The sequence below is a fragment of the Microcoleus sp. A2-C3 genome (assembly GCF_036706065.1).
Classification (GTDB): Bacteria; Cyanobacteriota; Cyanobacteriia; order Cyanobacteriales; family Microcoleaceae; genus Microcoleus.
On sequence record NZ_JAUBVX010000001.1, the window covers coordinates 170505 to 196319 of the forward strand.

The 25815-nt window shown below is 45.9% G+C and carries 21 protein-coding genes, 1 tRNA gene and 1 pseudogene; 13 read left to right on the forward strand and 10 right to left on the reverse strand.

Annotated elements, in window-relative coordinates; all coding sequences use genetic code 11:
• Positions 1-55: 55 nt before the first annotated feature.
• Positions 56-1327, reverse strand: a complete 1272-nt coding sequence (locus QUB66_RS00650; RefSeq protein ID WP_265239302.1) for a ribulose bisphosphate carboxylase small subunit — start codon at positions 1325-1327, stop codon at positions 56-58.
• A 128-nt stretch (positions 1328-1455) separates the two neighbouring features.
• On the opposite strand from QUB66_RS00650, the gene QUB66_RS00655 reads away from it, so the two are divergent.
• Positions 1456-2727 (forward strand): aspartate aminotransferase family protein, encoded by a 1272-nt coding sequence (locus tag QUB66_RS00655; RefSeq protein ID WP_265239301.1) that lies wholly within the window; start codon positions 1456-1458, stop codon positions 2725-2727.
• Between the two features lie 405 nt (positions 2728-3132).
• Positions 3133-6762, forward strand: coding sequence for a CHAT domain-containing protein (locus tag QUB66_RS00660; RefSeq protein ID WP_332965796.1), 3630 nt, complete (start codon positions 3133-3135; stop codon positions 6760-6762).
• Between the two features lie 237 nt (positions 6763-6999).
• On the opposite strand, the gene QUB66_RS00665 is transcribed toward QUB66_RS00660, so the two are convergent.
• From QUB66_RS00665 to QUB66_RS00675, 3 genes and pseudogenes are all read right to left on the reverse strand, one after another.
• Complete coding sequence (locus QUB66_RS00665; RefSeq protein WP_321161653.1) at positions 7000-7434, reverse strand: CAAD domain-containing protein; 435 nt, start codon at positions 7432-7434, stop codon at positions 7000-7002.
• A gap of 303 nt (positions 7435-7737) precedes the next feature.
• Positions 7738-9159, reverse strand: a pseudogene (gene gltX, locus QUB66_RS00670) (glutamate--tRNA ligase); the annotation flags it as partial.
• Positions 9160-9173: 14 nt separating this feature from the next.
• Positions 9174-9389: a hypothetical protein gene (locus QUB66_RS00675; protein WP_332965797.1), complete on the reverse strand. Its 216-nt coding sequence runs from the start codon at positions 9387-9389 to the stop codon at positions 9174-9176.
• A 117-nt stretch (positions 9390-9506) separates the two neighbouring features.
• Between QUB66_RS00675 and QUB66_RS00680 the strand changes: the two genes are divergently transcribed.
• Positions 9507-9983, forward strand: coding sequence for a thiol-disulfide oxidoreductase DCC family protein (locus tag QUB66_RS00680; RefSeq protein WP_332965799.1), 477 nt, complete (start codon positions 9507-9509; stop codon positions 9981-9983).
• A 104-nt stretch (positions 9984-10087) separates the two neighbouring features.
• A complete protein-coding gene (locus QUB66_RS00685) occupies positions 10088-10297 on the forward strand; it encodes a hypothetical protein (RefSeq protein ID WP_332965800.1) in 210 nt (69 codons plus the stop codon).
• 97 nt (positions 10298-10394) lie between these two features.
• Here the strand turns inward: QUB66_RS00685 and QUB66_RS00690 are convergent, their stop codons facing one another.
• The 4 genes from QUB66_RS00690 to QUB66_RS00705 all read right to left on the reverse strand — a co-directional run bounded on the left by QUB66_RS00690 (position 10395) and on the right by QUB66_RS00705 (position 14473).
• Positions 10395-11060 (reverse strand): Uma2 family endonuclease, encoded by a 666-nt coding sequence (locus QUB66_RS00690; protein WP_265238887.1) that lies wholly within the window; start codon positions 11058-11060, stop codon positions 10395-10397.
• A gap of 244 nt (positions 11061-11304) precedes the next feature.
• Positions 11305-11378, reverse strand: a tRNA-Asp gene (locus QUB66_RS00695).
• A 56-nt stretch (positions 11379-11434) separates the two neighbouring features.
• Positions 11435-12562 carry an esterase-like activity of phytase family protein gene (locus QUB66_RS00700; protein ID WP_332965803.1) on the reverse strand — a complete coding sequence of 376 codons (1128 nt, stop codon included), beginning with the start codon at positions 12560-12562 and terminating at the stop codon, positions 11435-11437.
• A 66-nt stretch (positions 12563-12628) separates the two neighbouring features.
• Positions 12629-14473, reverse strand: a complete 1845-nt coding sequence (locus QUB66_RS00705) for a TM0106 family RecB-like putative nuclease (RefSeq protein ID WP_332965806.1) — start codon at positions 14471-14473, stop codon at positions 12629-12631.
• Between the two features lie 225 nt (positions 14474-14698).
• Here QUB66_RS00705 and QUB66_RS00710 point away from each other — a divergent pair, with 225 nt between their 5' ends.
• From QUB66_RS00710 to QUB66_RS00730, 5 genes are all read left to right on the forward strand, one after another.
• Positions 14699-15856 carry an aminotransferase class V-fold PLP-dependent enzyme gene (locus QUB66_RS00710; RefSeq protein WP_332965808.1) on the forward strand — a complete coding sequence of 386 codons (1158 nt, stop codon included), beginning with the start codon at positions 14699-14701 and terminating at the stop codon, positions 15854-15856.
• 127 nt (positions 15857-15983) lie between these two features.
• Positions 15984-16343 carry a DUF6972 family protein gene (locus QUB66_RS00715; RefSeq protein WP_332965809.1) on the forward strand — a complete coding sequence of 120 codons (360 nt, stop codon included), beginning with the start codon at positions 15984-15986 and terminating at the stop codon, positions 16341-16343.
• Positions 16306-16584 carry a hypothetical protein gene (locus tag QUB66_RS00720; protein ID WP_332965811.1) on the forward strand — a complete coding sequence of 93 codons (279 nt, stop codon included), beginning with the start codon at positions 16306-16308 and terminating at the stop codon, positions 16582-16584. The genes QUB66_RS00715 and QUB66_RS00720 overlap by 38 nt, the downstream gene beginning before the upstream one ends.
• A gap of 128 nt (positions 16585-16712) precedes the next feature.
• Positions 16713-18044 (forward strand): ATP-binding protein, encoded by a 1332-nt coding sequence (locus tag QUB66_RS00725; RefSeq protein ID WP_332965812.1) that lies wholly within the window; start codon positions 16713-16715, stop codon positions 18042-18044.
• Positions 18045-19745: a tetratricopeptide repeat protein gene (locus tag QUB66_RS00730; RefSeq protein WP_332971181.1), complete on the forward strand. Its 1701-nt coding sequence runs from the start codon at positions 18045-18047 to the stop codon at positions 19743-19745.
• A 187-nt stretch (positions 19746-19932) separates the two neighbouring features.
• Here QUB66_RS00730 and QUB66_RS00735 read toward each other — a convergent pair whose 3' ends face one another.
• The gene (locus tag QUB66_RS00735) at positions 19933-21129 is read right to left on the reverse strand and encodes a ferrochelatase (protein ID WP_332965815.1); all 1197 of its coding nucleotides are present in this window, start codon (positions 21127-21129) and stop codon (positions 19933-19935) included.
• 293 nt (positions 21130-21422) lie between these two features.
• Here QUB66_RS00735 and QUB66_RS00740 point away from each other — a divergent pair, with 293 nt between their 5' ends.
• Both QUB66_RS00740 and QUB66_RS00745 read left to right on the forward strand, forming a co-directional pair.
• Positions 21423-22007 carry a hypothetical protein gene (locus QUB66_RS00740; RefSeq protein WP_332965816.1) on the forward strand — a complete coding sequence of 195 codons (585 nt, stop codon included), beginning with the start codon at positions 21423-21425 and terminating at the stop codon, positions 22005-22007.
• Positions 22000-22725, forward strand: coding sequence for a DUF3120 domain-containing protein (locus QUB66_RS00745; RefSeq protein ID WP_332965817.1), 726 nt, complete (start codon positions 22000-22002; stop codon positions 22723-22725). Before QUB66_RS00740 ends, QUB66_RS00745 begins: the two co-directional genes overlap by 8 nt.
• Positions 22726-22901: 176 nt before the next feature.
• Here the strand turns inward: QUB66_RS00745 and QUB66_RS00750 are convergent, their stop codons facing one another.
• The gene (locus QUB66_RS00750; RefSeq protein ID WP_332965818.1) at positions 22902-23369 is read right to left on the reverse strand and encodes an aspartyl protease family protein; all 468 of its coding nucleotides are present in this window, start codon (positions 23367-23369) and stop codon (positions 22902-22904) included.
• A 168-nt stretch (positions 23370-23537) separates the two neighbouring features.
• Between QUB66_RS00750 and QUB66_RS00755 the strand changes: the two genes are divergently transcribed.
• Both QUB66_RS00755 and QUB66_RS00760 read left to right on the forward strand, forming a co-directional pair.
• Positions 23538-24386, forward strand: coding sequence for an alpha/beta fold hydrolase (locus QUB66_RS00755; RefSeq protein WP_332965819.1), 849 nt, complete (start codon positions 23538-23540; stop codon positions 24384-24386).
• 108 nt (positions 24387-24494) lie between these two features.
• Positions 24495-25646, forward strand: coding sequence for a pentapeptide repeat-containing protein (locus QUB66_RS00760; protein ID WP_265238899.1), 1152 nt, complete (start codon positions 24495-24497; stop codon positions 25644-25646).
• Positions 25647-25815 lie beyond the last annotated feature (169 nt).

A 25815-nucleotide genomic window follows, 5' to 3' on the forward strand; every position in this document is an offset into this window, starting at 1 on the left:
CCCGCGGAGGCGGGTTTTGCTTGTATAGACGCGGTTTCAACCGCCCGGTCTTCTTTTATGGCCGCTGAATAATTGTTTCAACTACTCGGCGCTTGACTTTTGGATCGATACCAATCAGCCGCACGTATTCCCCGCCATGTTCGGATAAACAAGTTTCCAAAGATGCAACTACATCTTTTTCCTGTGTTGTTTTAATTGTCGCACAACTTTGCCAAGAACCAGTCTTAAATCGGCGATTGTCTGCATATTCCATGCCAATTTTGCAGCCTCTTGCTAACAACTGCTGCACTTGTTCCAATACCTCGGAACTTAGCCGCGCCGCATGACCGTTACCACCTTCAGAACCTGGCTCGACGTAAGCCTTATAATATTTGGATGACGGATCGTTTAACTGATTTTGCGTTGGGGCGGCTGCGGGAACATTGGCGGTTCCTTGAACGTTGAAAAGTCGCGATTGGTTGTATTCATCCACTAAGCGCATTTCCTGAATCCGCTTTTGTTGACCCACCATCAAACCGCCCATTTCTACTAAACGAGCGAGGCTGAAATCTGGGTTATGGAAATCGGGCGGTGCTTCTGTACTGTTTACCAAACGTTTGGAAACTCGCTCGATTCCTATTTTGTGAATGAATGTGCGGACTTGTTCGTCGTAAATGCGCGATCGCAAAGCGCTAAAAAAGTCGAGCGACTGATCGGGAAAATTATCTACCAAAGCGACAATTTCGGTTTTGGACAATTTGTCCGAATCAAAAATTCCGCCGACAACCCCAATTTTATCATCGCGGCTGGGTTCCCAATAAAACTTTTCCATCCGCCCGTCGCGAATCAGCGGCGCGTACAGCGTTGAAAAGTCATTTCCGGTGACAATAATCGGCACTCGGTGCAGCGGCGTGCTGTCATAACTTCCCGGTAACTGCACGTTAGTTGGATTGTCGGCAATATTCATCAGAGTGGCATTCACCATCTGAGTATTGACGGTATATTGAGTATTAGAATCGAACCGGCCAGCACCGGCATCCAAATCGTTAATAAAAATGGCGCACATCTCGCCCCGCACCCGAATTTGCTCCGCAGCTTCCCGGTAGCGCAAGCGAATTAAACGCGACGGATCTCCCGCATCTGGACTTTCTAATTCTCCGCCAGAGATCATCACGGGTTCAAAGCCCATCCGCCGAAAAACCAGTTCGGTTTGAAAAGTTTTACCTTCTCCTTTGCGGCCGTGAATTCCCAAAATTAAGGGAACTCTTATCCCAGGCAAATTTAAAAAGTTTTTAGTGATGTGTACTGCAACTCGATCGAGAAAGCTAGGAGAAATGTAATAACTCATCAGTAGATTTTTGAGGGATTAATTGATGTTACTGTTATGATTTTATGACAAAACTAACAGCCTGCACCGCTAACCTGGATTTTTACCGTACAATCGAGGTCTACATATGATCTTTTAAGGAGCGATGCGTGAGTCAAGAAACCTTACTAAAAGAACCAACCGTGCAAGCCGAAGCCAGTCCCTTCAGTTCTGAGAGCTTCGACAGCTATGTAATGTCAACCTACGGGCGTTTTGCGATCGCCCTAGAACGAGGCCTCGGCTGCCGCGTTTGGGATACCGAGGGCCGCGAATATCTCGATTTTGTGGCGGGTATTGCTACCTGCACTCTGGGACACGCTCACCCGGCGATGATTGCAGCGGTAACTCAGCAAATTCAGACGCTGCACCACGTTTCTAATCTTTATTACATCCCAGTACAGGGCGAGCTGGCAAAGTGGCTTGTAGACCATTCTTGCGCGGACAGAGCTTTCTTTTGCAACTCCGGCGCGGAAGCTAATGAAGCGGCAATTAAACTAGCGCGCAAGTACGCTCACGAAAAATTAAATATCTCGAATCCGACAATTATCACCGCTGTTGCTAGTTTCCACGGGCGGACTTTGGCGACGATTACGGCGACGGGACAGCCTAAATATCAGAAGGGTTTTAGTCCGTTGGTTCCCGGATTTCACTATGTGCCCTATAACGATATCAGTGCGATCGAACTTGCGATCGACGAACTCGACAAAGATGAACGCCAAGTAGCTGCAATTATGATGGAAGCGCTGCAAGGTGAAGGCGGAGTTCGCCCCGGAGATATCGCCTATTTCCAACGGATTCGGGAAATTTGCGACGAAAAAGGCATTTTGCTGATTCTCGACGAAGTGCAAGTCGGGATGGGACGCAGTGGCAAATATTGGGGTTACGAAAACCTCGGTATTGAACCGGATATCTTTACCTCTGCGAAGGGCTTGGGCGGTGGTATCCCGATCGGCGCTATGTTGTGTAAGTCGAACTGCGATGTATTTGAACCGGGAAGTCACGCTAGCACTTTCGGTGGTAATCCTTTTGTCTGCGCTGTCGCTTTGTGCGTGTGCCAAACTTTGGAACGGGAAAACCTGCTGGAAAACGTCCAGCAGCGCGGGGAACAGTTGAAAGCTGGCCTCAACAAGCTGGCGGCCACATTTCCGCATTTGATTGCTGAGGTGCGCGGCTGGGGCTTGATTGTCGGGCTGGAATTGCAGGCTGACATCGAACTGACATCGGCTGATATTGTCAAATCTGCGATCGCCGCTGGTGTGCTTTTGGTTCCCGCCGGGCCGAAAGTGCTGAGGTTTGTGCCGCCTCTGATTGTTTCTGCGGCTGAAGTCGATCGGGCTTTGTTGGCAGTTGAGTCAGCGCTGCGTTCTCAAGCGTTACACTAAAATCGACTGAGTTGATTTTAGTTCGCTTTAGGGCTGCAACTGGCGATCGCAATACTGTAGACGTGCTATTGCTCAGAAACCCGGTTTCTTATCGAGATTTCTCGTTACCAAACCCCGTAGTTTGCAAGAAACTGGGTTTCTGAGTCTAAAATCTATCAGGGTAAAAATTAAACCCGCCCCGCTGCAAATCTGTGGGGGCGGGTTTGTCAAGTTTTAGGACTTGCGCGGAAACCTGTTTTTTTAGGCAAATACGTTGTGGCGATAGTTATGGTAGAAAAAGCTAGTTTCTTTAATCTCCCTCGGCGACTCCTACCTCCGGTTAGAGATTGAAATTTAAACCAGGAAGTGATTTAATTGCTGCACAGAAGCAGTGATCGTATCGTTAATAGTTCGGCGGAATGCACGATGGACGAACAGCGTCGCGAAACTGATGTTAATATGCTCCGAGCGCTGCTGGAACATCCTGTGGACTCAGGAATAGATTTGATTTTGAGGGCTGACTCAAAGTTGATCGACTTTGGGTTCGTACAAACGCTTTATTTGGAAGATCCCGCACTGACGCGAGACAGTTTGCTCAGGGCTGCCAAATTCTTCCAAAAAGTGATCGCACCCTTAGAGTCTGCAAAGGGCAATTCTCAATTATCCGTAACTGGGCTATCATATCTCACTTTTTTAGCAGAAGTATTGCAGGCGGTGGCGCGCAGCACTGATTCGCAGCATCTATACTCGCTGCTGAGAACCAATTTAGACAAACTTGACCATAATTTTGCAGAACTGCTGCGCCGCTGGGGAAGTTTGGTAATCCCTGCTGTTAAAGAATCGGAGACGACACGCATTGCAGCCCTCATCGGCAATCTGAGCAACAAAATTGGGGGGTTTCCCCTCGGTAGCAAGGCGAATAACTTAGAAATCGAAATTGCCGGTTACGAAACAGTTGCTAAGGTTTTTACCCGCAAAGACTTTCCGCAAGAGTGGGCGGTGATGCAAAACAATCTGGGCAACGCTTACAGCGGTTATCCTAAAGGTGATAAGGCTCACAATCTCGAACAGGCGATAGCTTGCTTTGAAAATGCCCTGCAAGTGCGCACTCGCCAACAGTACCCATCCCAGTGGGCGACACTACAAAATAATCTCGGAAGCGCTTACAGCGATCGCCTCAGAGGAGATCCGGCCGACAATCTCGAACAGGCGATCGCTTGCTATCAAAACGCGCTGGAAGTGCGTACCCGCGAGGCTTTCGGGGGAGATTGGGCGAGCACTCAACACAATCTCGGCCGCGCTTACAGCCGCCGACTGCGGGGCGACAAAGCCCAAAATCTCGAACTGGCAGTCGCTTGCTACCAAAATGCTTTGCAAGTCTACAACCGCAAGGCGTTTCCCCGACGCTGGGCCACGACTCAAAATAATTTGGCAAATGCTTACTATGAGTTCCTGCGGGGCAATCGAGCCGCAAATCTCGAATACGCTGTCAACTGCTACCAGAGAGCTTTGCAAGTGCGGACTAAGGAAGCTTTTCCGGTGCAATGGGCGACGACTCAAAGGAATTTGGGCCGGGTGTTTATCGATCGGATTAAAGGCGATCCAGTGGAAAATGTGGAAATGGCACTCGCCTGCTTTCAAAATGCTTTGCAAGTCTACAGTCGCATCAAATTTCCCGAAGCCTGGGGTTCGATCCAAACTTACCTCGGCAGGATCTACAGTCTGCGGGTGAAAGGGGAAAAAGCCGAAAATATCGAAATGGCGATCGCCTGCTATCAAAATGCTTTGCTCTTTTGCAACCGCCAAAAAACTCCCGAACGCTGGGCAATGCTCTGTGCCTACCTCGGACGCGCTTTCAGCCAACACGTGAAAGGGGAAAAAAACCGCAACCTCAAAAGCGCGATCGCCTGTTATCAAAATGCAGCCCAAGTCTACACCAAGCAGCGATCTCCCAACCGCTGGGCAATGCTGCAAATTTATCTGGGCCGGGCTTTTTCGGAACTGACGGAGACGGAAAACTCGTCTTACCTGGAAACTGCGATCGCCTGCTATCACAGTGCCGGCGAAATCTACACTCGCGAAAGCTATCCCCACAGATGGGCGCAAATTTTAGTTTATTTGGGCCAAGCTTACCGAGTTCGAGGCGAGTTGCTGCGCGCCTACGGGGTTTTTACTACTGCTGTTGATACTGTTGAATTCTTGCGCAGCGAAGTTGGGGTTGATGCGGCCGATTTGGGCGATCGGGCGAGTACCGCAACAGTCAAATTAGCCAGCACCTGGAATGGACTCTATAAATGTCTAATCCAAGTTTGTCTAGAACTCGGCCGCAGCCAGCCGGAATATTTCGCTAGAGCCCTGGAATACGCCGAACGTCACAAAAATCGGAATTTGGTAGCACTGCTGGTTAAATGCCCTCTGACGCCGAAAGGCGACATTCCGGCAGCGGTGCGCAGCCAGTTGGAGTCGCTGCAACTGGAAATAGGGAGGGAACAGCGGCAGCAACAACAGCGAGAACCTGAGCCGAACACTACCTTGATTTCTGAGGGCGACAGCCACGATTTGAACAGCGGTTCTCTGCTGCCGAATTCAGATTTCATCCACTTAAATCAATTGTGGCGGCAGTTTGATGAGTTGATTGCTCGTGAGGTGCAGGCAAACGACCCTTTCTTCAGCTTAGCTCGCAAAGTTGAACCGATCGCTTTTGAGCAAATTCTCCAATTGTTGCCCGATGCCAATTGCGCTGCTGTGGTGTGGGCGAGTTTGGGGGATTTGTTGGTGGCTTTTGTGGTAGTGAAGAGTGCACAATATCCCGCCGTTCACCTGTGTTCGCCGAAAAATGCTTTGGCTGCCGAAAGTTGGGCCGGGGAGTACCTCAGCGCTTATTCTGAGCAAAAAGGTCGCTGGATCAATCATCTCCCGGCTCGCCTCAAACGCTTGGCGTCGCTGTTGGAAATTGATCGAGTGGTGGCGCTGATTCCCCAAAATTGCGATCGGCTGATTGTTGTGCCGCACCGATTTTTGCACGCTTTGCCGCTCCATGCTTTGCCTCTGGGGGTGAGAGACGGGTTTGAGGATACCGGGGCAGTTTTTAGGTCTCACTGGGGCGATCGCAGCGGTTGCGATCTGCTGGATACGCACAACGGTTCGGATTTTTCTCAAAGTTCGGCTTTTGGGGATATTTCACCCCCTGCTGCTTATTTGATCGATCGATTTGCCGGAGGAATTCGCTATGCTCCTAGCTGTCAGATCTTGCGGTTGAGACAAATCGCGCGCAGCGCAGCTATTGGCCGATACAGACCGAATTTACAGCACCTGTTGGCAGTTCCCACTTTCAGCAAAGATGCGCTTTACAGCAACCTTGAAATCGGAAATATTTCCCAGTATTTTTCCAGTGCAGAAGTTTTGCGCCACAAGCCAACGATTAAACAGGCTTTTTCCCGATCGATATCTGTTAATGATGGGGATTCATCCATAAAAATAGGACAGTTGCAGCAGAAAAAATGCGCTCACTTTGCTTGTTTGAGTGTGCTTGATTGCGATTTTCCACTCAAATCTGGCGTGTTTTTGAGAAATGACTATATGAGTTTGGAGGAAATTTTTAATCTCGATTTTCGGCAATATTTTTTAGTTACTTTATCGGCTTGCGAAATTACTGCCGGCTCTCGAGGCGGTGCTGAAGATTTTGTCGGTTTGTCGGCGGGTTTGTTGTATGCTGGCACGTCTAGTGTTGTCAGCACTCTGTGGAAGGTGAATGATGTTTCGACGCTGCTGCTGACGAGCAAGTTTTATGAAAATTTAGGGCGGTTTCCTCGGTTGCAGGTGGGAGATGTGGCCCTAGCGCTTTCGGAGGCTCAAAGGTGGCTGCGGGATTTGACTGGCGAGGAATTGGAGGTGTTGCTGGCGGATTTTCAGCCTCAAATTTCGCAAACGTTCGATCGGCTTTCTCAAAGTTCTCGCGTTATTGCTGAGGCTTCTTTGCAGCAAATTCGCAACCGCAAACCCTATCCTTTTGCTAATCCGTATCACTGGGCGGCTTTTACGGCTGCTGGGGTTTAGTCATTGGTCATTGGTCATTGGTCATTGGTTATACAAAATCATGTTTAAATACCCCGTTGATTTCTTAGTCCGCGGAGGCGGACATCGTTTATGTAGGTGCGATTTCAATCGTACGTCCGCTCTTTAAGGCGGATTTAACGCGGATTTGAGAGCGTTAAATCATAAAAAAACCCGACACTGACAATATATTTAAAATTGTCAGTGTTGGGTACAATTCAACTAATTACCAGCAAGAATTTAGGACTTTTTGCCAAAAACTTGTTCTTTCAAAGCTTGAATTTCTTGGCCTAATTGTTGGCGGTTGGAAGAGCGCAACAAATAGCGGTAGACAAACCATGCGGCGTATCCAATACCAATTAGCTCAAATGTGGGTGCTAGCAGGGGGATGTCATTGAGTTCGTCTACAATGCCCAAAAGCACTTTCAAAGAAACAATTGAGGCTAAAATTAAACCAACAACTGTCAGAGGACTTTTGTACTGCTCGTAAAAGCTGCCGATGTAAGCAGGAAACTCGGACAAAATTGAGATAATTTGTTCTTTGATCTGCTGGGTCTGACTTGGCGGTTCTTCGGTAATTATGACTTTTGTTGTACCGCTCGAACTGTCTGCTTCATTTCCGGCAGGAATTTCGGTGATGATAACGGTTGTTTCTGGTTCGTTTGATGAAGTCATTTCTCCACTCGCAATAGTTTTTTGCTGGTTGGCGGCAGGTATTTCCACTGCTGCTGCGGTTGTTTCAACTGCCGAAATATCGACTGCTGAAACCTCCGTTCCGACTGTTGAAACAGCCGGCGTTTCGACTGATGTAACTTCCGCTGCTGTTTCAATAGTCGGTGTTTCGACTGTTGAAACCTCGACTGCTGGCTGTTCCGGCGCGGGAGTTTCGGCGGGAGTTTCGGCTTTGGGTTGTTCTGGGGTAGGAGTTTCTACCGCGACACCAACTGCCGGCAAATTCAAGTTGCTAATGGCATCAAGCAAACGGGTTTTAGCTGTCCCGCGCTGGTGAAGGATTACCCAAGATTCTATCAGGTCGGGGCCGTGCATTGCACCTGTCAGAGCTGCTCTGAGCGATCGCATAATCAGCCCTTTGTTAAGATTTTTCTCTTTACTGAGCTTTTTAGTGATTTTCTGAGCTTCGGCTGACTCCAGGGTGGAATGACTTTCCAGAACTTCTAGAACTGCTTGCAAAGCCTGTGCAGCCCCTGGCTGCTGCAACTGTGCGAGTGCTTCTTCTTCGTATTCCACAGTGGGAGAGAAGAACAACTTGCACATATCGACAGCATCGGTTAAGCGAACGAGACTCGGGCCGATTAAAGCAGCTATTTGTTCGAGCCAGGGGCGATCGGCCTCGGAGTCAAACTCATAACCGGCTTTCTGCCAATAAGGTATCAGCAAATCTGTCAATTGCGGTACTGGCATTTTGTGGAGATATTGACTGTTCAGCCAATTGAGTTTATCCCAATCAAATTTTGCACCGGCTTTGTTGACTCGATAGAATGTAAATAATTCTGCTGCTTCCGACAGTGTAAATATTTCTTGCGTTGAATCCGGCGGAGTCCAACCGAGCAAAGTCATGTAATTGACTAAAGCTTCGGGCAGATACCCCATATCTTTGAAGTCAGAAATCGAGGTTACGCCGTCGCGTTTAGAAAGCTTTTGCCCTTGCGCGTTTAAAATCAGCGGGGTGTGGGCAAATTCTGGGATTGTTGCGCCCAAAGCTTCGTAGAGCAATATTTGTTTGGGAGTATTGCCGATGTGATCTTCGCCGCGGATGACGTGGGTGATGGCCATGTCGATGTCATCGACAACTACGGCGAGGTTGTAGAGGGGTTGGCCGATGACGCCGCCGCTGGATGCCCTGGCAATTACCATGTCGCCGCCGAGGTCGCTACCTTTCCAGGTTACGGTGTCGCGCACCATGTCGTTCCAAGAAATTGTGCGATCGTCGTCGATTATAAAGCGAATCACAGCTTGTCGCCCTTCGCCTTCAAAAGCTGCGCGCTCTTTGCTTGTCAAGTTGCGGTGGCGGTTGTCGTAGCGGGGGGCTTGTTTGTTGGCTTTTTGTGCTTCCCGCATTTCGTCGAGTTCTTCCGACGTTGTGTAGCAGCGGTAGGCTAGTCCATTGTCTAGAAGGGTTTGGACTGCTTGGCGGTATATTTCCAGACGCTGCGACTGAAAACTCGGGCCTTCGTCCCAGTTCATCCCCAGCCAGGTGAGTCCTTCGAGGATGTTGTCGGTGTATTCGCTTTTAGAACGTTCTACGTCTGTGTCTTCTACCCGCAGGATGAATTGGCCGCCTTGGTTGCGGGCAAACAGCCAGTTAAATACGGCGGTTCTGGCGGTACCGATGTGGAGGTTTCCGGTGGGACTGGGGGCTAGACGGACTCTGACGTTCATGTATATTTTTGTTTTTAGATTGGGGGCAATTTGCTGGTTGGGGAATTTGCTGTGGCTGTGACTACAAATTTTAATATAGTTTGTTGCCGGATTAACAGTTGTACTTGACAGTTGCTGTGATTGGATTTGGTCGATCGTGCGTCATTGAGCGATCGGGCGAAAGTCTCTTTTAATTGAGCAGACGACATCTTGACGATATTAACATTGCAGGCGACGAAGACTCGATTCATCTTTGGGACTATTTTTCAAAGCACGAAGAACTGCGGCATGGGTGCTCAAGACGCGCCGAATAACTATTAATTCTTGTAAAATGCAGATGTGCGATCGCCCTTAAAATATATTTCCCTATGTCTGCTGCTAAAACCGAGTTTTCCAATTTTGTTGAGGTTAACCCCTCTTGGCAAATCGAATTGCTGTACGACGGTGAATGTCCGCTGTGCGTGCGAGAGGTGAACTTTTTGAAGAAACGGGATGCAGGGCGAGGTTTGGTGTCGTTTGTGGATATCGCGGAGGATGGCTACAACCCGGAAGCCCACGGCGGAGTTGACTATGAAACGGCGATGGGCAGGATTCACGCGGTGTTACCCGATGGTACGACGGTTAAAAATGTGGAGGTTTTTCGCCGGATTTATGAGATTCTGGGAATGGGCTGGATTTATGCTGTTACTAAGTTGCCGGTGATTGGGGCGATCGCTAATTTGCTGTACGGAATTTGGGCAGATTGGCGGCTGAGGTTGACGGGAAGGCAGGATTTAGCAAGTATTATGAGCGATCGAACTGCGCGGGTTGAGTGCGATGTTCAAGGTCGCTGCCGGTCTAACTGAAAATGAGTCATATTGAGTAAGTGCGATCGACCGATTTGCAGATTTCAGCAGGAACCAACTGCAACTAACATTAAAGATTGATTGATCGAAAGCAGGTAAAAACAATGCAAGATGCAGGATATACAGTTTTCATGGGCTTCGGCGGCCTCTGGGTAGTCATGGGAATTGTCGCTGTGACTTTCCTGTTCAAATCGGATGGTCAAAAGTTGAGGTTTGGTAAATGGGGATTGTTGGTTGCGATTCCGATTATTGTGCCGATCGCGCTGGTGTTACTCTATCAAATAGCCAGACCTTTTCTGAATTCGTATCTGTGAGTCCGAAATATTTGATGGGGAAACCGCAGATTTAAGGCGGATAAACACAGATTAACGCAGATGGTTTTAAGAAGAGCAAGGGGCTATAGTTTAAGTATCATTGTTCTGTTGCGGAGGGCGATCGCAATTTCTCTCTCACCCATACTCGCAAAGCATCAATTATCGTCATATCATCCTCCGTCTGGGCCATCTGCAAAAATTGATTGATTATCTCCGCAGAAACAATCGGAAAAGTATTGCTGTATTCACAGATTACATATTCTCCATTCTGAAGTTGAACAAATTGTACAGTCTCTCCAAGATATCTCCATATTTCAGGAACTCCAAGGCTTTTGTAGATAACAAACCGATTAGTAGATGGACTGGTGAGATCTACTTCAATGATTAAATCTGGTGGCGGATCGGTTGATAAGTTAATTCTTCTGCCGCGAATGCGATCGACATTTTGGATATAAAAACACGAATCTGGTTCTGCACCTTGTTTTAAATCTTCACGGTTGAGAGTCGTAGAACCAAATCCCTTACGTTTCAATTTTAATTCGTCACTTAAAGTAGTCACAAACTGTTTTAGTAAACAGTTAATAGTTTCATGCAAGTCTGATGGCATGATAATTTCTAAGACTCCTTGAGAATAATAAAATCGCGAGGATCTCTTGTCCCCCGCTTCTGCTAATAAGCTTTCGTAAGTCTGCCAACTGATATTAGATAATACTATCCGTTGTGTAATTGTTTCCGGTGACGGCTTAATGGGCGTAACGAGCATATTTTCTCACTCCCCAGACAATTTTAGATTTTAGATTTTAGATTTTATACCCAAACTCTGAAAATTATTGCTACATAGAAACTAGAGGCTATCCTATGGGCGAGAAACCCGGTTTCTACGAAATTTTGCGTTTAGTAAGTAGAAATATGGGAATAAACCGGGTTTCTGAGGTGAGTTTGCACACAGAAACAGACTTAATCAAAAGCTTAGCTTTTTGATTGATGACTTGCGATTTACGAGAGAACGGGACAGACGGGGCTCGAACCCGCAACTTCCGCCGTGACAGGGCGGTGCTCTAACCAATTGAACTACTGTCCCTCGTTTTGCCGTTTTTTCAGGCACAATTTCTATTATGCCTATAACCTCACCTTTTGTCAAGAGGTTTTTTGAACTTTTATTTGGAAGCCCAAAATCTGAGTCTCTTGCAGGGGACTGAAGTTGTTGTCACTCACCAAAATCAGACCTCTGCTACCATCGCCTAACTCGGGGCCGAATGTCAACCCCTCAATGTTGTCTAGGGGAATTTTTAGGGTTTCCAAATCCAGCAGCAGCCGTTTTTGAGCGGGAGAAACCTCGCTGATACGACTTTTGAGGCTTTCGATCCCTTCTATGCGATCGGCTTTTTCCAAAGAAACCTCAAATAGCCTAACAGTAATGCCGGTTTCCAGGGAGACAGCGCGCTCTAAACTCAGTAAGCGCTTGTCGTCGATCGCCAACAAATCCGCTAAACCGTTGGTAGTGAATTTTCCCACAGGATTTGCACCAGAAGGTAGCGGTTCGGTGATGTAGGCAAAGGAGGCATCTGGATTGCCGCTTAACGCATCGTAGCGCAGAATCCGGCACGGGCTGCCTTTTTCCAAGGAAGGCACGGCGCCATCCTGTACCATAGCGTTTTCGGTGGCGGTGAATAGGTATTTGCGATCGGGCGTTAGAGTCAAACTTTCAAAAGCGAAATTGTTGCGGATGCCTTTAGTGCCCTTGTCATCTGGCAAAAATAGATCGGGAATTGGCAGCGTTTTGAGCAGTTTACCGTCGAGGGAGAATTCTTTGATGAAAGGATTGATTTGGCGATCGACATCTCCCTCGGAAGAAACAAACACGCTATTGCCAGCAAAAGTTATCGCTTCGGGATCTAAACTTAAACTCGGAAAACTTTCGCCCTTTTCATCTAATAAAGTAGTGACACCAGTAAACTCAATGTTGTCTTTTGCCAATTTCCCCGATTTTAAGTTTATTTTGAGAGAATAAAAACGAGCCGAATTCTTGATGCTGCGGTCATCGGAAATGGCATAATAAACTTGTTTTTCGGCATCATAAGTAATCCCCGAAAGTCCGCCAATTTCTGTCCCCCGAAACGGAGAACCAGTAGGAAATATTGCTCTACCGATAAAATCTATTTTGGTGAGGGCGAAAGATTGGACTGACAAATTTATCAAAATTGCCACAGTTGCTGCTATCAAAAAACAGGCAATAAATATAGTTGCCTTTGCTAAATTTCGCATTTTACTATCTTCTTCTCTTTCTGACTTCGTGCCCTTTGCGCCTTCGCGGTTCGTTTAATCATAAATTCACTGTTTCTGACTCAGCAAAAAATTAGTCAACCAATCTTTAACTATATATGTAGCGCGACAGTCGTCCTCATTGTAGCGGACGATCGCCTCCAAGATCGATCGATCGCCAGTTTGGAGCCAATCATCGTACCAACAGACACACTGAGCCCCATTAGCCTTAGCGTCACGCCAGTCAAAACCCAACCAACGGGCGATGGGTTTTAGCGCGTAACTTTCCACCGGCATAATCGCCTTTTGCGTCACTTGTTTGTGAATATCTACAAACCGTTTCAGCACTGGTTTCCACAAATAAGCTGGAGTATGGTAAAGTTTAGCTAGGCGTTTGAAAGTCTTGACTTCGTAGTCGCAAAAGTGGAAAATCGGAGCAATGGGATAAGCCCACATTAATTCTAAAAATTGCTCCCAAATTGCACCTTCCTCTGCTGCTGATTCTGCCAGAAAACCGTGGAATTTTTCAGTTTTGTTGTACCTATCGACAACTAAGACTCCGTGGAGATAATCTAAATTCATCTCCGGTTCCGCTTCAATGTCAAAATAGAGTTCGATTGGGGCGATCGGCAAAAAGACAGATTGAGAATAAGGAATTGGCTTGCTGCGGAGAATTGGCGCTGGTTTAGAAAGTGCAGCAGATTTATTTTCTGTCGTTTTTACAGACTCAATTTTAGCTATTACTAAACTATTTATTGCATTTTCTGGTATTATGATCAACTGATTAACTTCTACCTCTTCCCTTCTTCCTTCTTCCTGATTCTTTCTTCCTTCATCTGCCATTCTGCCTTCCTCTTCATCTTCCCTTCTTCCTTCTTCCTTCTTCCTTCTTCCTTCTTTTTCATCTTCCCTTCTTCCTTCTTCCTTCTTCCTTCTTCCTTCTTCCCGCAACAGCGGTTGATTTAACAAGTGAGATTGAGCTTGACGCACCACATCAAAAGCAACTCCGTCGGGAAATTCTGGATAATCTGCCAGCAATTCGTAATTAGCATTAGCGAGAGATTCTACATCAGTAATTTCGAGAGTTTTTAGTCTAGCATAGCGGCCAGCAGTAACTCCGGGCAATAGTGAAAGATGTTTAATAGATTCTGCTTCCCCATGACAAGTAGTATACCAACCGCAAAGATTGCATTTTTGGCGGGAAATGAAAACTTCTGGTTTATCCCGATTTTCAATCATCTGAATGCAGCGATCTAATATCTCGAACATCTGAGGATTTCGCTGGTCGAGATCCACTTGCCAAAACCCTTTTGTTCGCAGCATCAGCCACGCAGAATCGGGGATTTTCCCCTGCACTGCTGCTAATATTCGGGCGTGAAAAGCGGCAATAATTTGATAATCGAGTTTTGGCCGCTTGCTGAGCCAAATATCGGCAGTAACGTAACTCCAATCGCCAAATTTGGATTCTCCGGGCTGTTTGATTAATAAATGCGGGCGGCTGACGAGGGTACTATTTGAAGGGTGCGGAGTGGAGGATGAAAGATGAATATTATTTTGGGAAACTTCCCCGGTATCTGAGAAATATTGACCGTCAATTCCTACCAGAGAAGTTGAGTTACCGTTGGTTTTGTCCAATTCGCCTTGGATTAGAACTCCTCGGTAAATGCGATCGACTCCTTGCTGCATTAAACTCAAAGTAGCGATCGCGCCAGCTTCCCAATCCCCTCTAGGATATGATGGTTGTTGGTAAGTCTCGTGTTCCAAAACTTGCTGCTGGTATGCGGCGCTGTCGCGCATCAGTTTCAACAAAAAGTCGCTGGGGGGGTCTAGTTGTTTCCAGTCTCCGCAGGTGTCTAAAAATGCTCGGAGATTGCATCGTTGATAGGAAAGTAGCAGTTTGTCAGTTATTAACATTTAGTATTCGCAAGGGCATAGAATAATTAGAAGGAAGAAGGAAGAAGGAAGAAGGAAGAAGGAAGAAGGAAGAAGGAAGAAGGAAGAAGGAAGAAGGAGGAAAGCCTTTCGACTTCGCTCAAGGTAAAAGGAAGAAGGAAGAAGGAAGAAGAAGCCTTTGTTAGTGAGGTTTTGGACGATCGACATTTATGCAATATTAACGTTATCAACAATTCCCCAGAAAAAATGACAAAGGACAATCACCGGCAACAATTTCCAGCTTTGGCCAATAAAGCTTATTTTAACTACGGCGGACAAGGGCCGCTGCCTGAGTCTGCTTTAGAGGCGATTTATGAGGCTTACAAGCGGGTGCAGCTTGGGGGGCCGTTTTCGGGGGAGGTGGGGGCTTGGGTGGTTCAGGAGGCGATGCTGACGCGACGGGCGATCGCATCTGAGTTGGCCGTACCTGCTGAAACCATCGCCCTGACTGAGGATGTCACCGTGGGCTGCAATATTGCGCTGTGGGGCATTGATTGGAAAGCGGGCGATCATTTGCTGCTTTCTGATTGCGAACATCCGGGCATTGTAGCTAGTGTAATGGAACTTCAGCGCCGTTTCAACATTGAGGTTTCGATTTGTCCGTTGGCGGCAACTTTGAATGAAGGATCTCCCGTTCAGGTAATTGCTGATAGTTTGCAGCAAAATACTCGGTTGTTGGTAATCAGTCACATTTTGTGGAATACCGGTCAAGTTTTGCCTCTGACTGAGATTGTGAATGTCTGCCATCAAGCAGGAGTAAAAGTGTTAGTTGATGCGGCTCAATCTGTGGGGGTTTTGCCTTTGGATTTGATTGAGTCTGGGGTTGATTTTTATGCTTTTACTGGTCATAAATGGTGGTGCGGCCCGGAAGGTTTGGGCGGACTTTATGTAAGTGCGGCTGCTTTGGCAGATTTGCATCCGGTATTTATCGGTTGGCGGGGAATTGTGACTGATTCTAGTGCTAAAGTTCTGGGCTGGAAGGCTGGATCGCAGCGCTACGAGATTGCGACTTCGGCTTATCCTTTGTATGCGGGTTTGCGAAGTGCGATCGCCCTTCAGCACGAATGGGGAACAATTGAGCAAAGGTATGCAGAAATTTGTCGTTTGAGCAAGTATCTTTGGGAGCGTTTGTCGGAACTTCCCGATGTGGAATGTTTGCGAACATCTGCGCCGGAAGCTGGTTTAGTTTCGTTTCGATTGATGAATGGGATGCCGCACAACCAGTTAGTTAATTTGTTGGAGAAGCAGGGGATTATGGTGAGGACTATTCTTTCTCCTGACTGCGTGCGGGCTTGCGTTCACTATTTTACCACTGAGGCGGAGATCGATCGGTTGGTTGAAGGTGTTTTGCGTCAAGTTAGTTAGAAATTCCTGATAATAGTCGGCGGTTTTAACCGCCCCTAGACAAACAAAGTCCGCTTCCACGGACTAAGAAATTGGGATGGTTGTAGCAAATATGCTAAAATATAATTACCAGTCATAACAAATCAATATGAGTGGAATCGACCGCGAACTTACTCTAGAAACCAGAACCAGTCTCATTGATAAACATCTGCCCGGAACCAAAAAAGCCCAAAGCGAACTTGAAGGCGAAGGAATTGTCCATCTGTTTAATGATAGAGAAACAATGGAAAGAGTCGCTGCCGAAATCAAGAGTAGAGGGGAACCCACAGGAGCGGACGATCCAGAGGACAATTATGAACGTTATGGATTATTCTTTTTAGAACCAATTGGTTATATACTAAAAGTAGACGGTACTAGGATACCACTAGAATACGGTGAAATAAAAATTAAGAAAACCACAGGTAAATATCATGTCATACCTCGCACCAGACCCCGTACAAGCTACTAAAATAAGTCAAAAATCCGAGCAAGAGATTGAGTGGGAGTTTGCCGAAATCTGGGCTGACACTCTGATATCTCCTCCTTATATCCTGATGCTAGTCAAGGAAAAATCAGGGAATTTTTGCATTCATAATCCGGCACAAAACTATAAAATTATTTTTTCTAGTGATAATTACGAATCTGCTAAAATGTGGCTACTCGAAGATGAATACGAGCGTTTGAATAGTCGCATTTTACAAGAAGTATGAAGAGATTTCACTAAAATGTTGCCGATCAACTCAAGTGGGACTTACCTCCAAGCGAAGATTTAGCAGTAGAGGGGTGAGATTACAAGGCATTGTGATAAACTAATAGTTATAGTCTATATATATTCCCTATGACTAACCAGCGCCTAGAATCCTTCCAAACAGCATTCCAGAATCTTCAGTTACTTCCTTTGGTCACAATAGAGCAACTGAATAAATTTCATGTGGAATATGGCACTGAGATTTTAGAAGAATTGGAGCATTTGGTTGAAGATTGCTCGCCAGACAATAACAAAATCATTTTTACGGGGCATCGTGGGTCAGGCAAATCGACATTGCTTGGTCAATTTTGCCAGAACACGCAGAATCGCTACTTTGTCGTGTTCTTTTCAATCTCTGACCTGATTGAAATGTCAGATGTGAATCATGTCAACATTTTGTTTGCTATGGCAGTAAAGCTTATGGAAGCAGCAGAAGAACGCCATATCAGAATCGGTTCTAAAACAAAAAAAGCTTTTTATCAGTGGTTTAGTAAACATACTCGAACAGAGGGAAGTTCAATTGATTCTAGCATTGAGCTAGAAACGAGTGGAGAAGCTGGTGTAAATGCTTTATTTGTGAAATTTTTTGCCAAGTTGAAAGCAAATTTGAAAGTCAGTTCTGTGATTCGTGAGGAAATTACGATTGAGTTTTCGAGACGTATTTCCGACTTGATTGATCGGATTAACGATATCGCTAGCGCGATTCAAGCGGGGTGCGGGCAAGAAGTTTTGGTTGTGATTGACGATCTTGATAAACTCGATCTAGAGATTGTCGATCGTGTTTATCGAAATAATATCAGTGCGTTGTTTCAGCCTCAATTTCGGATTATTTATACAATGCCAATGGCAGCGACACGAGATCTGTCGTTGCGAGGAATTATTCATAATGCCACCAATAATAAGATTCAATCCATGTGGGCGACAAAGTTGTTTCCGCGTGGAGAAGATAGAGTTCCAAATGCCTCTCCTGTCGCAGAAGCGGTAAAAGTATTTGAGGAAATTCTTTACAAGCGAATCCCCAAGCAGTTGATTGAACCGGAAGCAACTCAGATGATGATCGTCAAAAGTGGTGGTGCATTACGAGAATTTATTCGCTTGGCTAGTCAGTGTTGTGGGTTATGTTTGAAGCAGTTACGTCGCACACCAGACAAGCAAGATTTGATAATTACGTCTGAGATTTTGAAAAATGCTATTAAAGAATATCGGATTAATTTAACAGAACCCCTTGGAGAAAACCGCTATCAAATTCTAGTGAATGTCTACGAAAATTATTTACCAAAAGATGGGATGGATCAGGATTTCCTAGATTTATTGCACACGCTCTACATCTTAGAATATCGCAATGACGATTTGTGGTTTGGAGTGCATCCAGTAGTTCAGGAAATATTGCAGCGGCGTGGACTAATTGGATCGGAGGGGTAAATGCTCAACACTGAGATCGTGGACGATAAATCAATCAATGAGGATAGTTACGATGGCCTTGTCTCTTTAATTGAAGCAAGTCAAGGTGTATTATCATTGTTGATTGCTTCCTGTAAACCGGGATATTTTCAAACCCAGATTATTAATCGTTACGAAGCGGAACTTGCTCCCAATATCCCCTGTTATCGAGTGGTGTTGAATCAAAAAGAACCTAGCCTGAGATCGGGGTTGGAGCAACTTGTCAAAGATAACCCAGAGTTAAAAGCGCCCCAGGCATTAGCCGCAATTAGTGTAACGGGTACGGAGGCTTTAAGGGATAGTGTGTCACAAGCTGACTCTAACCATCAGTCCGAGTTAAGCCGTTTTTTCGGCTATTTGCAATGGACGCGGGAGGGGTTGCGGGAGTTTCCTTTTCCGATCGTACTTTGGGTAACACCAAATATTCTGAGTCGCTTGAGTCTGGAAGCACCGGATTTTTGGAGTTGGCGGAGTGGCGTATTTCGATTTGTGTCGCCTGCGCTGCAAGAAACGGGTGTGGTTAACCAGACTGGGGAAAGTTCTCTGCTGATTGAGCCAGAGAGAAGACTGAGTTTACCCCTAGATGAACTGTTAGAACAGGTTGAAAATCTGGAGCAACAAGCTAGAGAAACTCCTGCATTAGCAACCATATACAATCGAGTTGCTAATGCTTATGCAAATCGGGTAAAGACGCGCCAAGCACAGGATTATTCACAGGAAAGGAGTCTGGCAATTGATTTCTTCCATAAGTCGCTCGCTTTACAGCAAAAATTGAATTTACTTAGGGCGCAATCAGACACTTTGTTAGGGCTGGGCGATCTTTACTATACTACTGCTGACTATTCTCGAATAGTCGGTTCGCGGGCGGATAATCTGGAACGGGCAATCGCATTTTATGAGGCTGCTTTAACAGTTCGTACCCTTGAGGATTTCCCTGAACAATGGGCAGCGACTCAAAATAACCTAGCTAATGCCTACAGAAACAGAATCAACGGTTTGCGGGCGGATAATCTGGAAAGGGCGATCGCATTTTATGACGCTGCTTTAACAGTTTATACCCTTGAGGATTTCCCTGAAGATTGGGCAATGACTCAAAATAACTTAGCTAATGCCTACTTATACAGAATCAACGGTTCGCGGGCGGATAATCTGGAACAGGCGATCACATTTTATGAGGCTGCTTTAACAGTTCGTACCCTTGAGGATTTCCCTGAAGATTGGGCAATGACTCAAAATAACCTAGGAGAAGCCTACAGAGACAGAATCAAGGGTTCGCGGGCGGATAATTTGGAACGGGCGATCGCATTTTATGAGGCTGCTTTAACAGTTCGTACCCTTGAGGATTTCCCTGAAAAATGGGCAATGACTCAAAATAACCTAGCTATTGCCTACAGAAACAGAATCAACGGTTCGCGGGCGGATAATCTGGAACGGGCGATCGCATTTTATGAGGCTGCTTTAACTGTTTATACCCTTGAGGATTTTCCTGAACAATGGGCAATGACGCAAAATAATCTGGGAGAAGCCTACCGCAAGAGAATCAAGGGAGATAAAGCAGAGAATATCGAACAGGCGAAAAAGTGTTATGAAAATGCTTTAACAGTTAGAACTCTTGAGGATTTCCCGCAAGAGTATACAGAAACTTTGTTTAATTTAGGTAATCTTGATCGAAGCAACCAGTAAAGGCAATTAGATGATGATACCTACTCCTCTGCCATTACAACAGTAGAATTTTTAAAGGGTTAAATTCATTAATCAATCTCAACCTACGCACCCCAAAAAAAGAAACCGGGTTTTTCACCAAATCTGCCATTTCCACGCAGTATCTTCGCAAAAAACCCGGTTTCAGAACTCTCAGGCCCAAGTCCTATTAGTGACTGTGCCCGTGCCCGCCATGAGAATGCCCACCGTGAGAATGACCATGATCTCCATGAGAATGCCCATGATCTCCATGAGAATGTGCATGATCCCGAACAACCAAATTCGGATTTACCGCGATCGCACTTTCACTCAACAACGCTTCAATCTGCGGATTAGCCCACTCAGCCGCCATTTTCAAGAACTCAGGACGATCGTTCACGCAAGGCAATTTGCGGTAAGTTACACCTTTACGCTGTTTCTGCAAAGACTCAATAACGTGGTCAACATCTAACAAAGTTTCGTGATTTTCCGTCGCAAATCCGATCGGCATAAACACGATCGCAGTTGCACCCAAATCAATCAAATTCTTCGCAGCCAACGTCGCATCCGGCTGAGTCCACTCGATCAGCGGCGTGTCATGGTTCAGCCAGCCCACCGAAATTAAAGGATAGCGATACATCAAACGTTCCCGCACGCGATCGAACAAAGCCTGACTTTCCACAATACCCGAAGTAAAACCCTTCGCCTTGTGCGGACAACCGTGATTCATCAGCACAATCCCAATCTGAGAAGGCAAATGCGCCACAGCCAAATCGTTCTTAATTTCCTCTTCCACCATATCAGCCATTAGCTGAATGTAAGCCGGTTCATCGTAAAAAGAAGGAATGTAGCGCTGTCCTTTTACCCAATGTTCTTTGCCATCAAAGGTTTGTACTAAAGCTTTATTCACCTGTTCGACTGCAATGCCGCTGGTGAAAACAGAATCAACTACCAACAGCGGATAAATCAGAATTTTGTCAAATCCTTCTGCTTGAATTTGAGGGATTACTTGTTCCGGCAAAAACGGCGCGCAAAAGTTAAAAGCTTTGAACACTTTTACTTTCTCGCCCCATTTTTCCTGCAAATTCTTTTCAATCCCGGCGCGCTGCTGTTCAAAAATTGCATTGTGCGGCGAAACAAATTGACCGTGTTGGTGACTCCACTCGTGCAAGTCAAAAATTGCTAAAATCTTCGCCAGCGGCGGATAAATCCAAGTGGGTACCGGCGCGAATTTGGCGGTAAGTAAATTTAAAGCTTGTTCGTTGTAGTTGGCAAAATCGTCGTAGCTTTCGACTTCGCCGTAACCCATCAGCAAGACTGCAACGCGATCGTTACTTGCAGGTGCAGCAGATGTTTTTAACTCAATTTTTTCTGGAGAAGCAACCACTTTGTATTCCTCAATTTGAATGTTTTTGACTTAACCCGCAATATTGCAAGGGGTTAAAACCTCTGCCGGACTGCCGGACAGGTCTGTTAAGTTTTATGTTTTCTTAAGACTTTCTCACTTTGCCTCAAATGCCAGCGGTTTGGAGCGTTCCCAGCGTTAAATTTGGGGGGATACTCTTCAAATAGCACTCTGTTGTAAGTTTAACATCCTATCCCCCCGCATGGTATATAATTTATTAGGTATACAATAACGTAAAGTTATGTTAAGCTTATAACTAATATTATTCAAGCACGATGAGACTGGTAATTTGCCCCGGAATCCACGACCCAAAGCTAACCGATCGCTTCCTAGCGGGACTTTCGGAAGTTTGGGGAGACGAATGTCCTCGGCAAAATACCCAAACTTCCTACCCTGTTAAGATTTTTCCCGCTCATAAACATCCACCTTTTTCGGCGCTTGACATTTTGCACTTTTTATGCAGTCAGGAATTGGCTGGAGAAAGTCTAGTATTTATCAGCTTTTCGGCAGGAGTAGCGGGGGCGATCGGGGCGGCTTGGATGTGGCAGCAACTAGGCGGCAAAGTCGGGGCATTTTTTGCCCTAGACGGCTGGGGAGTACCCCTGGGGGGCACTTTTCCCATCCACCGCATCAGCCACGATAGCTTCACGCACTGGAGTTCAGCCATTCTCGGCAGCGGTGGAGATAGCTTTTACGCAGATCCAGCTATCGCACATTTGGATTTATGGCGATCGCCCCAAACGGCAAAAGGCTGGCACATCAGCCACACAGCCGCCGGCACTGAGACAGCCGCACCCACAACCGCAGCAAAATTTTTAGTCCACCTATTGAAACAGTACGGAGTCCAATCAGTTGTTTAATTTAGATTTAGTATCATCTGCGATCGCACCTATTGTCACCGTTTCCAGCCTAGAAAATTCTGTCACTTCTGACAAAACCAACAGCATCAAACAGTGGCTAATATTTAGCGCCTCAGCATTCTTAGTCTCAATTCCCGTCTTCGTGCAAGCACCTTTAGTTAGATTATATCCAACTATCAGCTTGCTTTCCACAATTCCCTGGTTCGTCCTCAGTTTAGTGCTAATTTTTCGCCCCAAAACCCAACTGTGGGGAGATTTATTATTAGGATTTGCCGGATGTTGGCTGGCAGGTTCCATCTATTGGGGCTGGTTTAGATGGGAACCTATTTTACATCTACCTATAGAAGCAATTGGCTTGCCTTTTGCTGTTTGGTGCTTGAACAAATCCTGGGGAAAAGTTGGCAGTTATTTTTACTTGGGCTCCCTATTTGGCACGGCTATTACTGATTTATATTTTTATTTAACTGGGTTGATGCCTTACTGGCGCAAAGTCATGCACGCAGAACCGGAATTCGCGATGCCGATTTTTCAAAGTGCGATCGGGCAAATTGACACTCCTTGGGGCATAAGTTGCGCTTTAGTTTTAATCGCTGTGTTGCTAACAGTGGGTTTGGTGAGTTTGCGCGACAAGCAATTGCACTGGCGCGCCTTCAGCGGAGCAGTTTTGAGCACGCTTTTGGTGGATGGTTTGTTTTGGCTGGCTGCTTCTGCTGTTTGAGATTTTTGGATATTTTTGACCGCAGATGTGGGCGGATTGACGCTGATTGACGCTGATTTTTTGATGAATCATTTGTAGTTCTGTTGTAGAGTGCGTCAGTTTTCGGTTTTGTAGAAAAAATTTTGGTTTCTCAACTGACGTACCTTACTTGTTGTGGCTAGGTATTATATTTTTTATTATCCCCCTGTTCGCTTGATATAAGTCACAGGATAATCAGGATTAGTTGGATTCCTGATTAACTGCTGATTCTTACAATCCACGAGCAAATCTAACTTCTCCAAAACCACCTGACCAATTAATACCTCATCACCTGTCACCAGAGCATCCTCCGTAGTCCTGCGTCCATCAATTTCAATTAATATAGCCTCCGTTACTCCTACTGTGTCTTGACGACCATCGGCATACTTAACAGCCTGCTGTCCTATAATCCGCAAACCTAGCTGCTGCAAAATTTCTGCTGAAATTACTAGGTAAACCGATCCTGTATCGACTAGAGCTTCTGTTTCACACTCGCGCAACAGCCGAGGCGCGAGCAATCCGCGACTAATTAGAGCTTCATCTATGGCATTTGTCAGCTTTACCTGAGTCTTAACTGCCCCCATATTCTTGATTCCATCCAATTCTAATTTATTTAATTCTTTCATAATAAATTGTCGGTGAATCTTTTTATGCTTACATTATACGAATTCTGCTAACCCAGACGCGATCGCCCCTGATTAACCCAGATTTTTTGAGATGAGTATTTAGCTTTAACAATTATGAGTTACAATCTAAAATCTAAAATCTAAAATCTAAAATCTAAAATTAAGCTCATGGCTTTTCTTTCAATTGGCGGTGTAGAACATTATTACGAGTGGATAACCGCAGACAACAGCGCCCAACCCAGCGGCAAACCAGTAATGGTATTTCTCCACGGCTGGGCAGGCTCGGCGCGCTACTGGGAAAGCACGGCGCGGGCTATTGCTGATGATTTTGATTGTTTGCTGTATGATATGAGAGGTTTTGGTCGATCGCCCTTACCGCCATCACCTCCTGAGTCCAGCTACGAACTCGAAACCTACGCCCACGACTTAGCGGAATTATTAACATCTCTGAATTTAAGCCGAGTCTTTCTGAATGCTCACTCCACAGGAGCATCTATTGCGACTTTATTTCTCAACCTTTACCCCGAAAAAGTAGAAAAAGCCATACTCACTTGCAGCGGTATTTTTGAATATGACGAGAAATCCTTCACCACCTTTCACAAATTCGGCGGCTATGTGGTCAAATTTCGCCCGTCTTGGCTGGCTTCTATCCCGTTTGCCGATCGCATCTTTATGGCCAGATTTCTCCGCCGTTCCCTCCCCACAGCGGTCAGTTTAGCATTTCTCAAGGATTTCTTAATGGCTGACGAGGAAGCTGCGATCGGTACAATGGTGACAGCAGTCAGCAAGAGAGCAGCCGAGGAAATGCCCCAAGAATTCGCACGGTTGAGTGTTCCCACGCTGCTTGTAGCCGGAGAGTTCGATCAAATTATCCCCGCCGTCATGGCAGAGCAAGCAGCCTCCCTCAGCAAAAAAGTAGAATTTGTTATAATTCCCAATACAGCTCACTTCCCAATGCTGGAGGATGCCACCACATATTTGCAGCTAATCCGAGACTTTTTGCCAGCAGTAGCTTAGCTGAGTTATAGTGCATCCAATGTACGATCGGACAAACAAGCTTTTATAGCCGTTTTTGCTCCGATCTTAATTTTTAGTTAATAATTTCTTAAAGCGAAAGGTGGTAATATGAACGACCTCGACCAATATTATAAAGTGCTGGGAATCTTGCCGGGAGCTTCCCGAGAAGAAATTACTCAAGCCTACAAGGATTTAGCGTTCATTTGGCACCCCGATCGCATCCCCAAAGATAATCCTAGACTACTACATAAAGCTGAAGAAAAGATTAAGGAAATTAATCAAGCTCGCGAACAATTGCGATCGATTCATCCCAGAGGTGATAATCAGAACGTTCAGCACAGAAATACTCAGCACAAACACACCCAGCCACAAAATACTCAGCAGCAAAAAACCCAGCAGCAAAATACTCAGCAGCAAAACACCCAGCAGCAAAATACTCAGTACAGAAACACCCAGCAGCAAAACACCCAGCAGCAAAATACTCAGTACAGAAACACTCAGCAGCAAAACACCCAGCAGCAAAATACTCAGTACAGAAACACTCAGCAGCAAAACACCCAGCAGCAAAACACTCAGTACAGAAATACTCAGTACCAAGACAGTCAGCAACAAAACACTCAGTACAGAAATACTCAGTACCAAGACAGTCAGCAACAAAACACTCAGTACAGAAATACTCAGTATCAAGACAGTCAGCAACAAAACACCCAGCCGTCGCCAGCAACACCAAAAGAGCCCCGCTACTATTCCGAGCCCTCTTCAGGAAAATATGCTGGCAATTATGCGGGAAATTATGGTGGAAACTCTTCTGCAAATCCGACGGGGCCCTATTCAGATACCTCCCGCTACCAATCGCCGCAGCCATCTCCGTCTTACCGCCAAGCTGCGCCACAAGCTCCAGATTTAAGCGGTTCCAACTTCAAAGGAGCTGCGTTAAAAGAAAAGGATTTTTCAGGGAGAAACTTGAGCAATGCCAACCTGAGTGAAGCTGATTTAAGCGATACTTTTCTGCACAACATCAACCTCACAGGTGCGAATTTACAAAAAGCTAACTTGTTTAGAGCTAACCTGTTAGGAGCTTGTTTGATCAATGCCAATTTGAGAGAAACTAATTTAATCGGAGCCGATTTGAGTGGTGCAGACTTGAGCGGTGCGGATTTAACAGGTGCTAAAATCGGTTATGGCGATCGGGTTATGGTAAAACTCACGGGAGCTAGATTAACAGGTACAATCTTGCCCGACGGTACGGTGCACAATTAAAGGATTAAGTTTTTTGTCACTTCTACAGGCAAAAATCTGCCCAGGGCGAATTTCCCCTCCAAAATTATATTATGTCCCCTAGAACAACCGCAATAAAATTGGTTTGTAGCGAGGAATGCAAGTCCTCTGAACTTGAAGAGGACTGGCATTCCTCACTACAAACTTATAG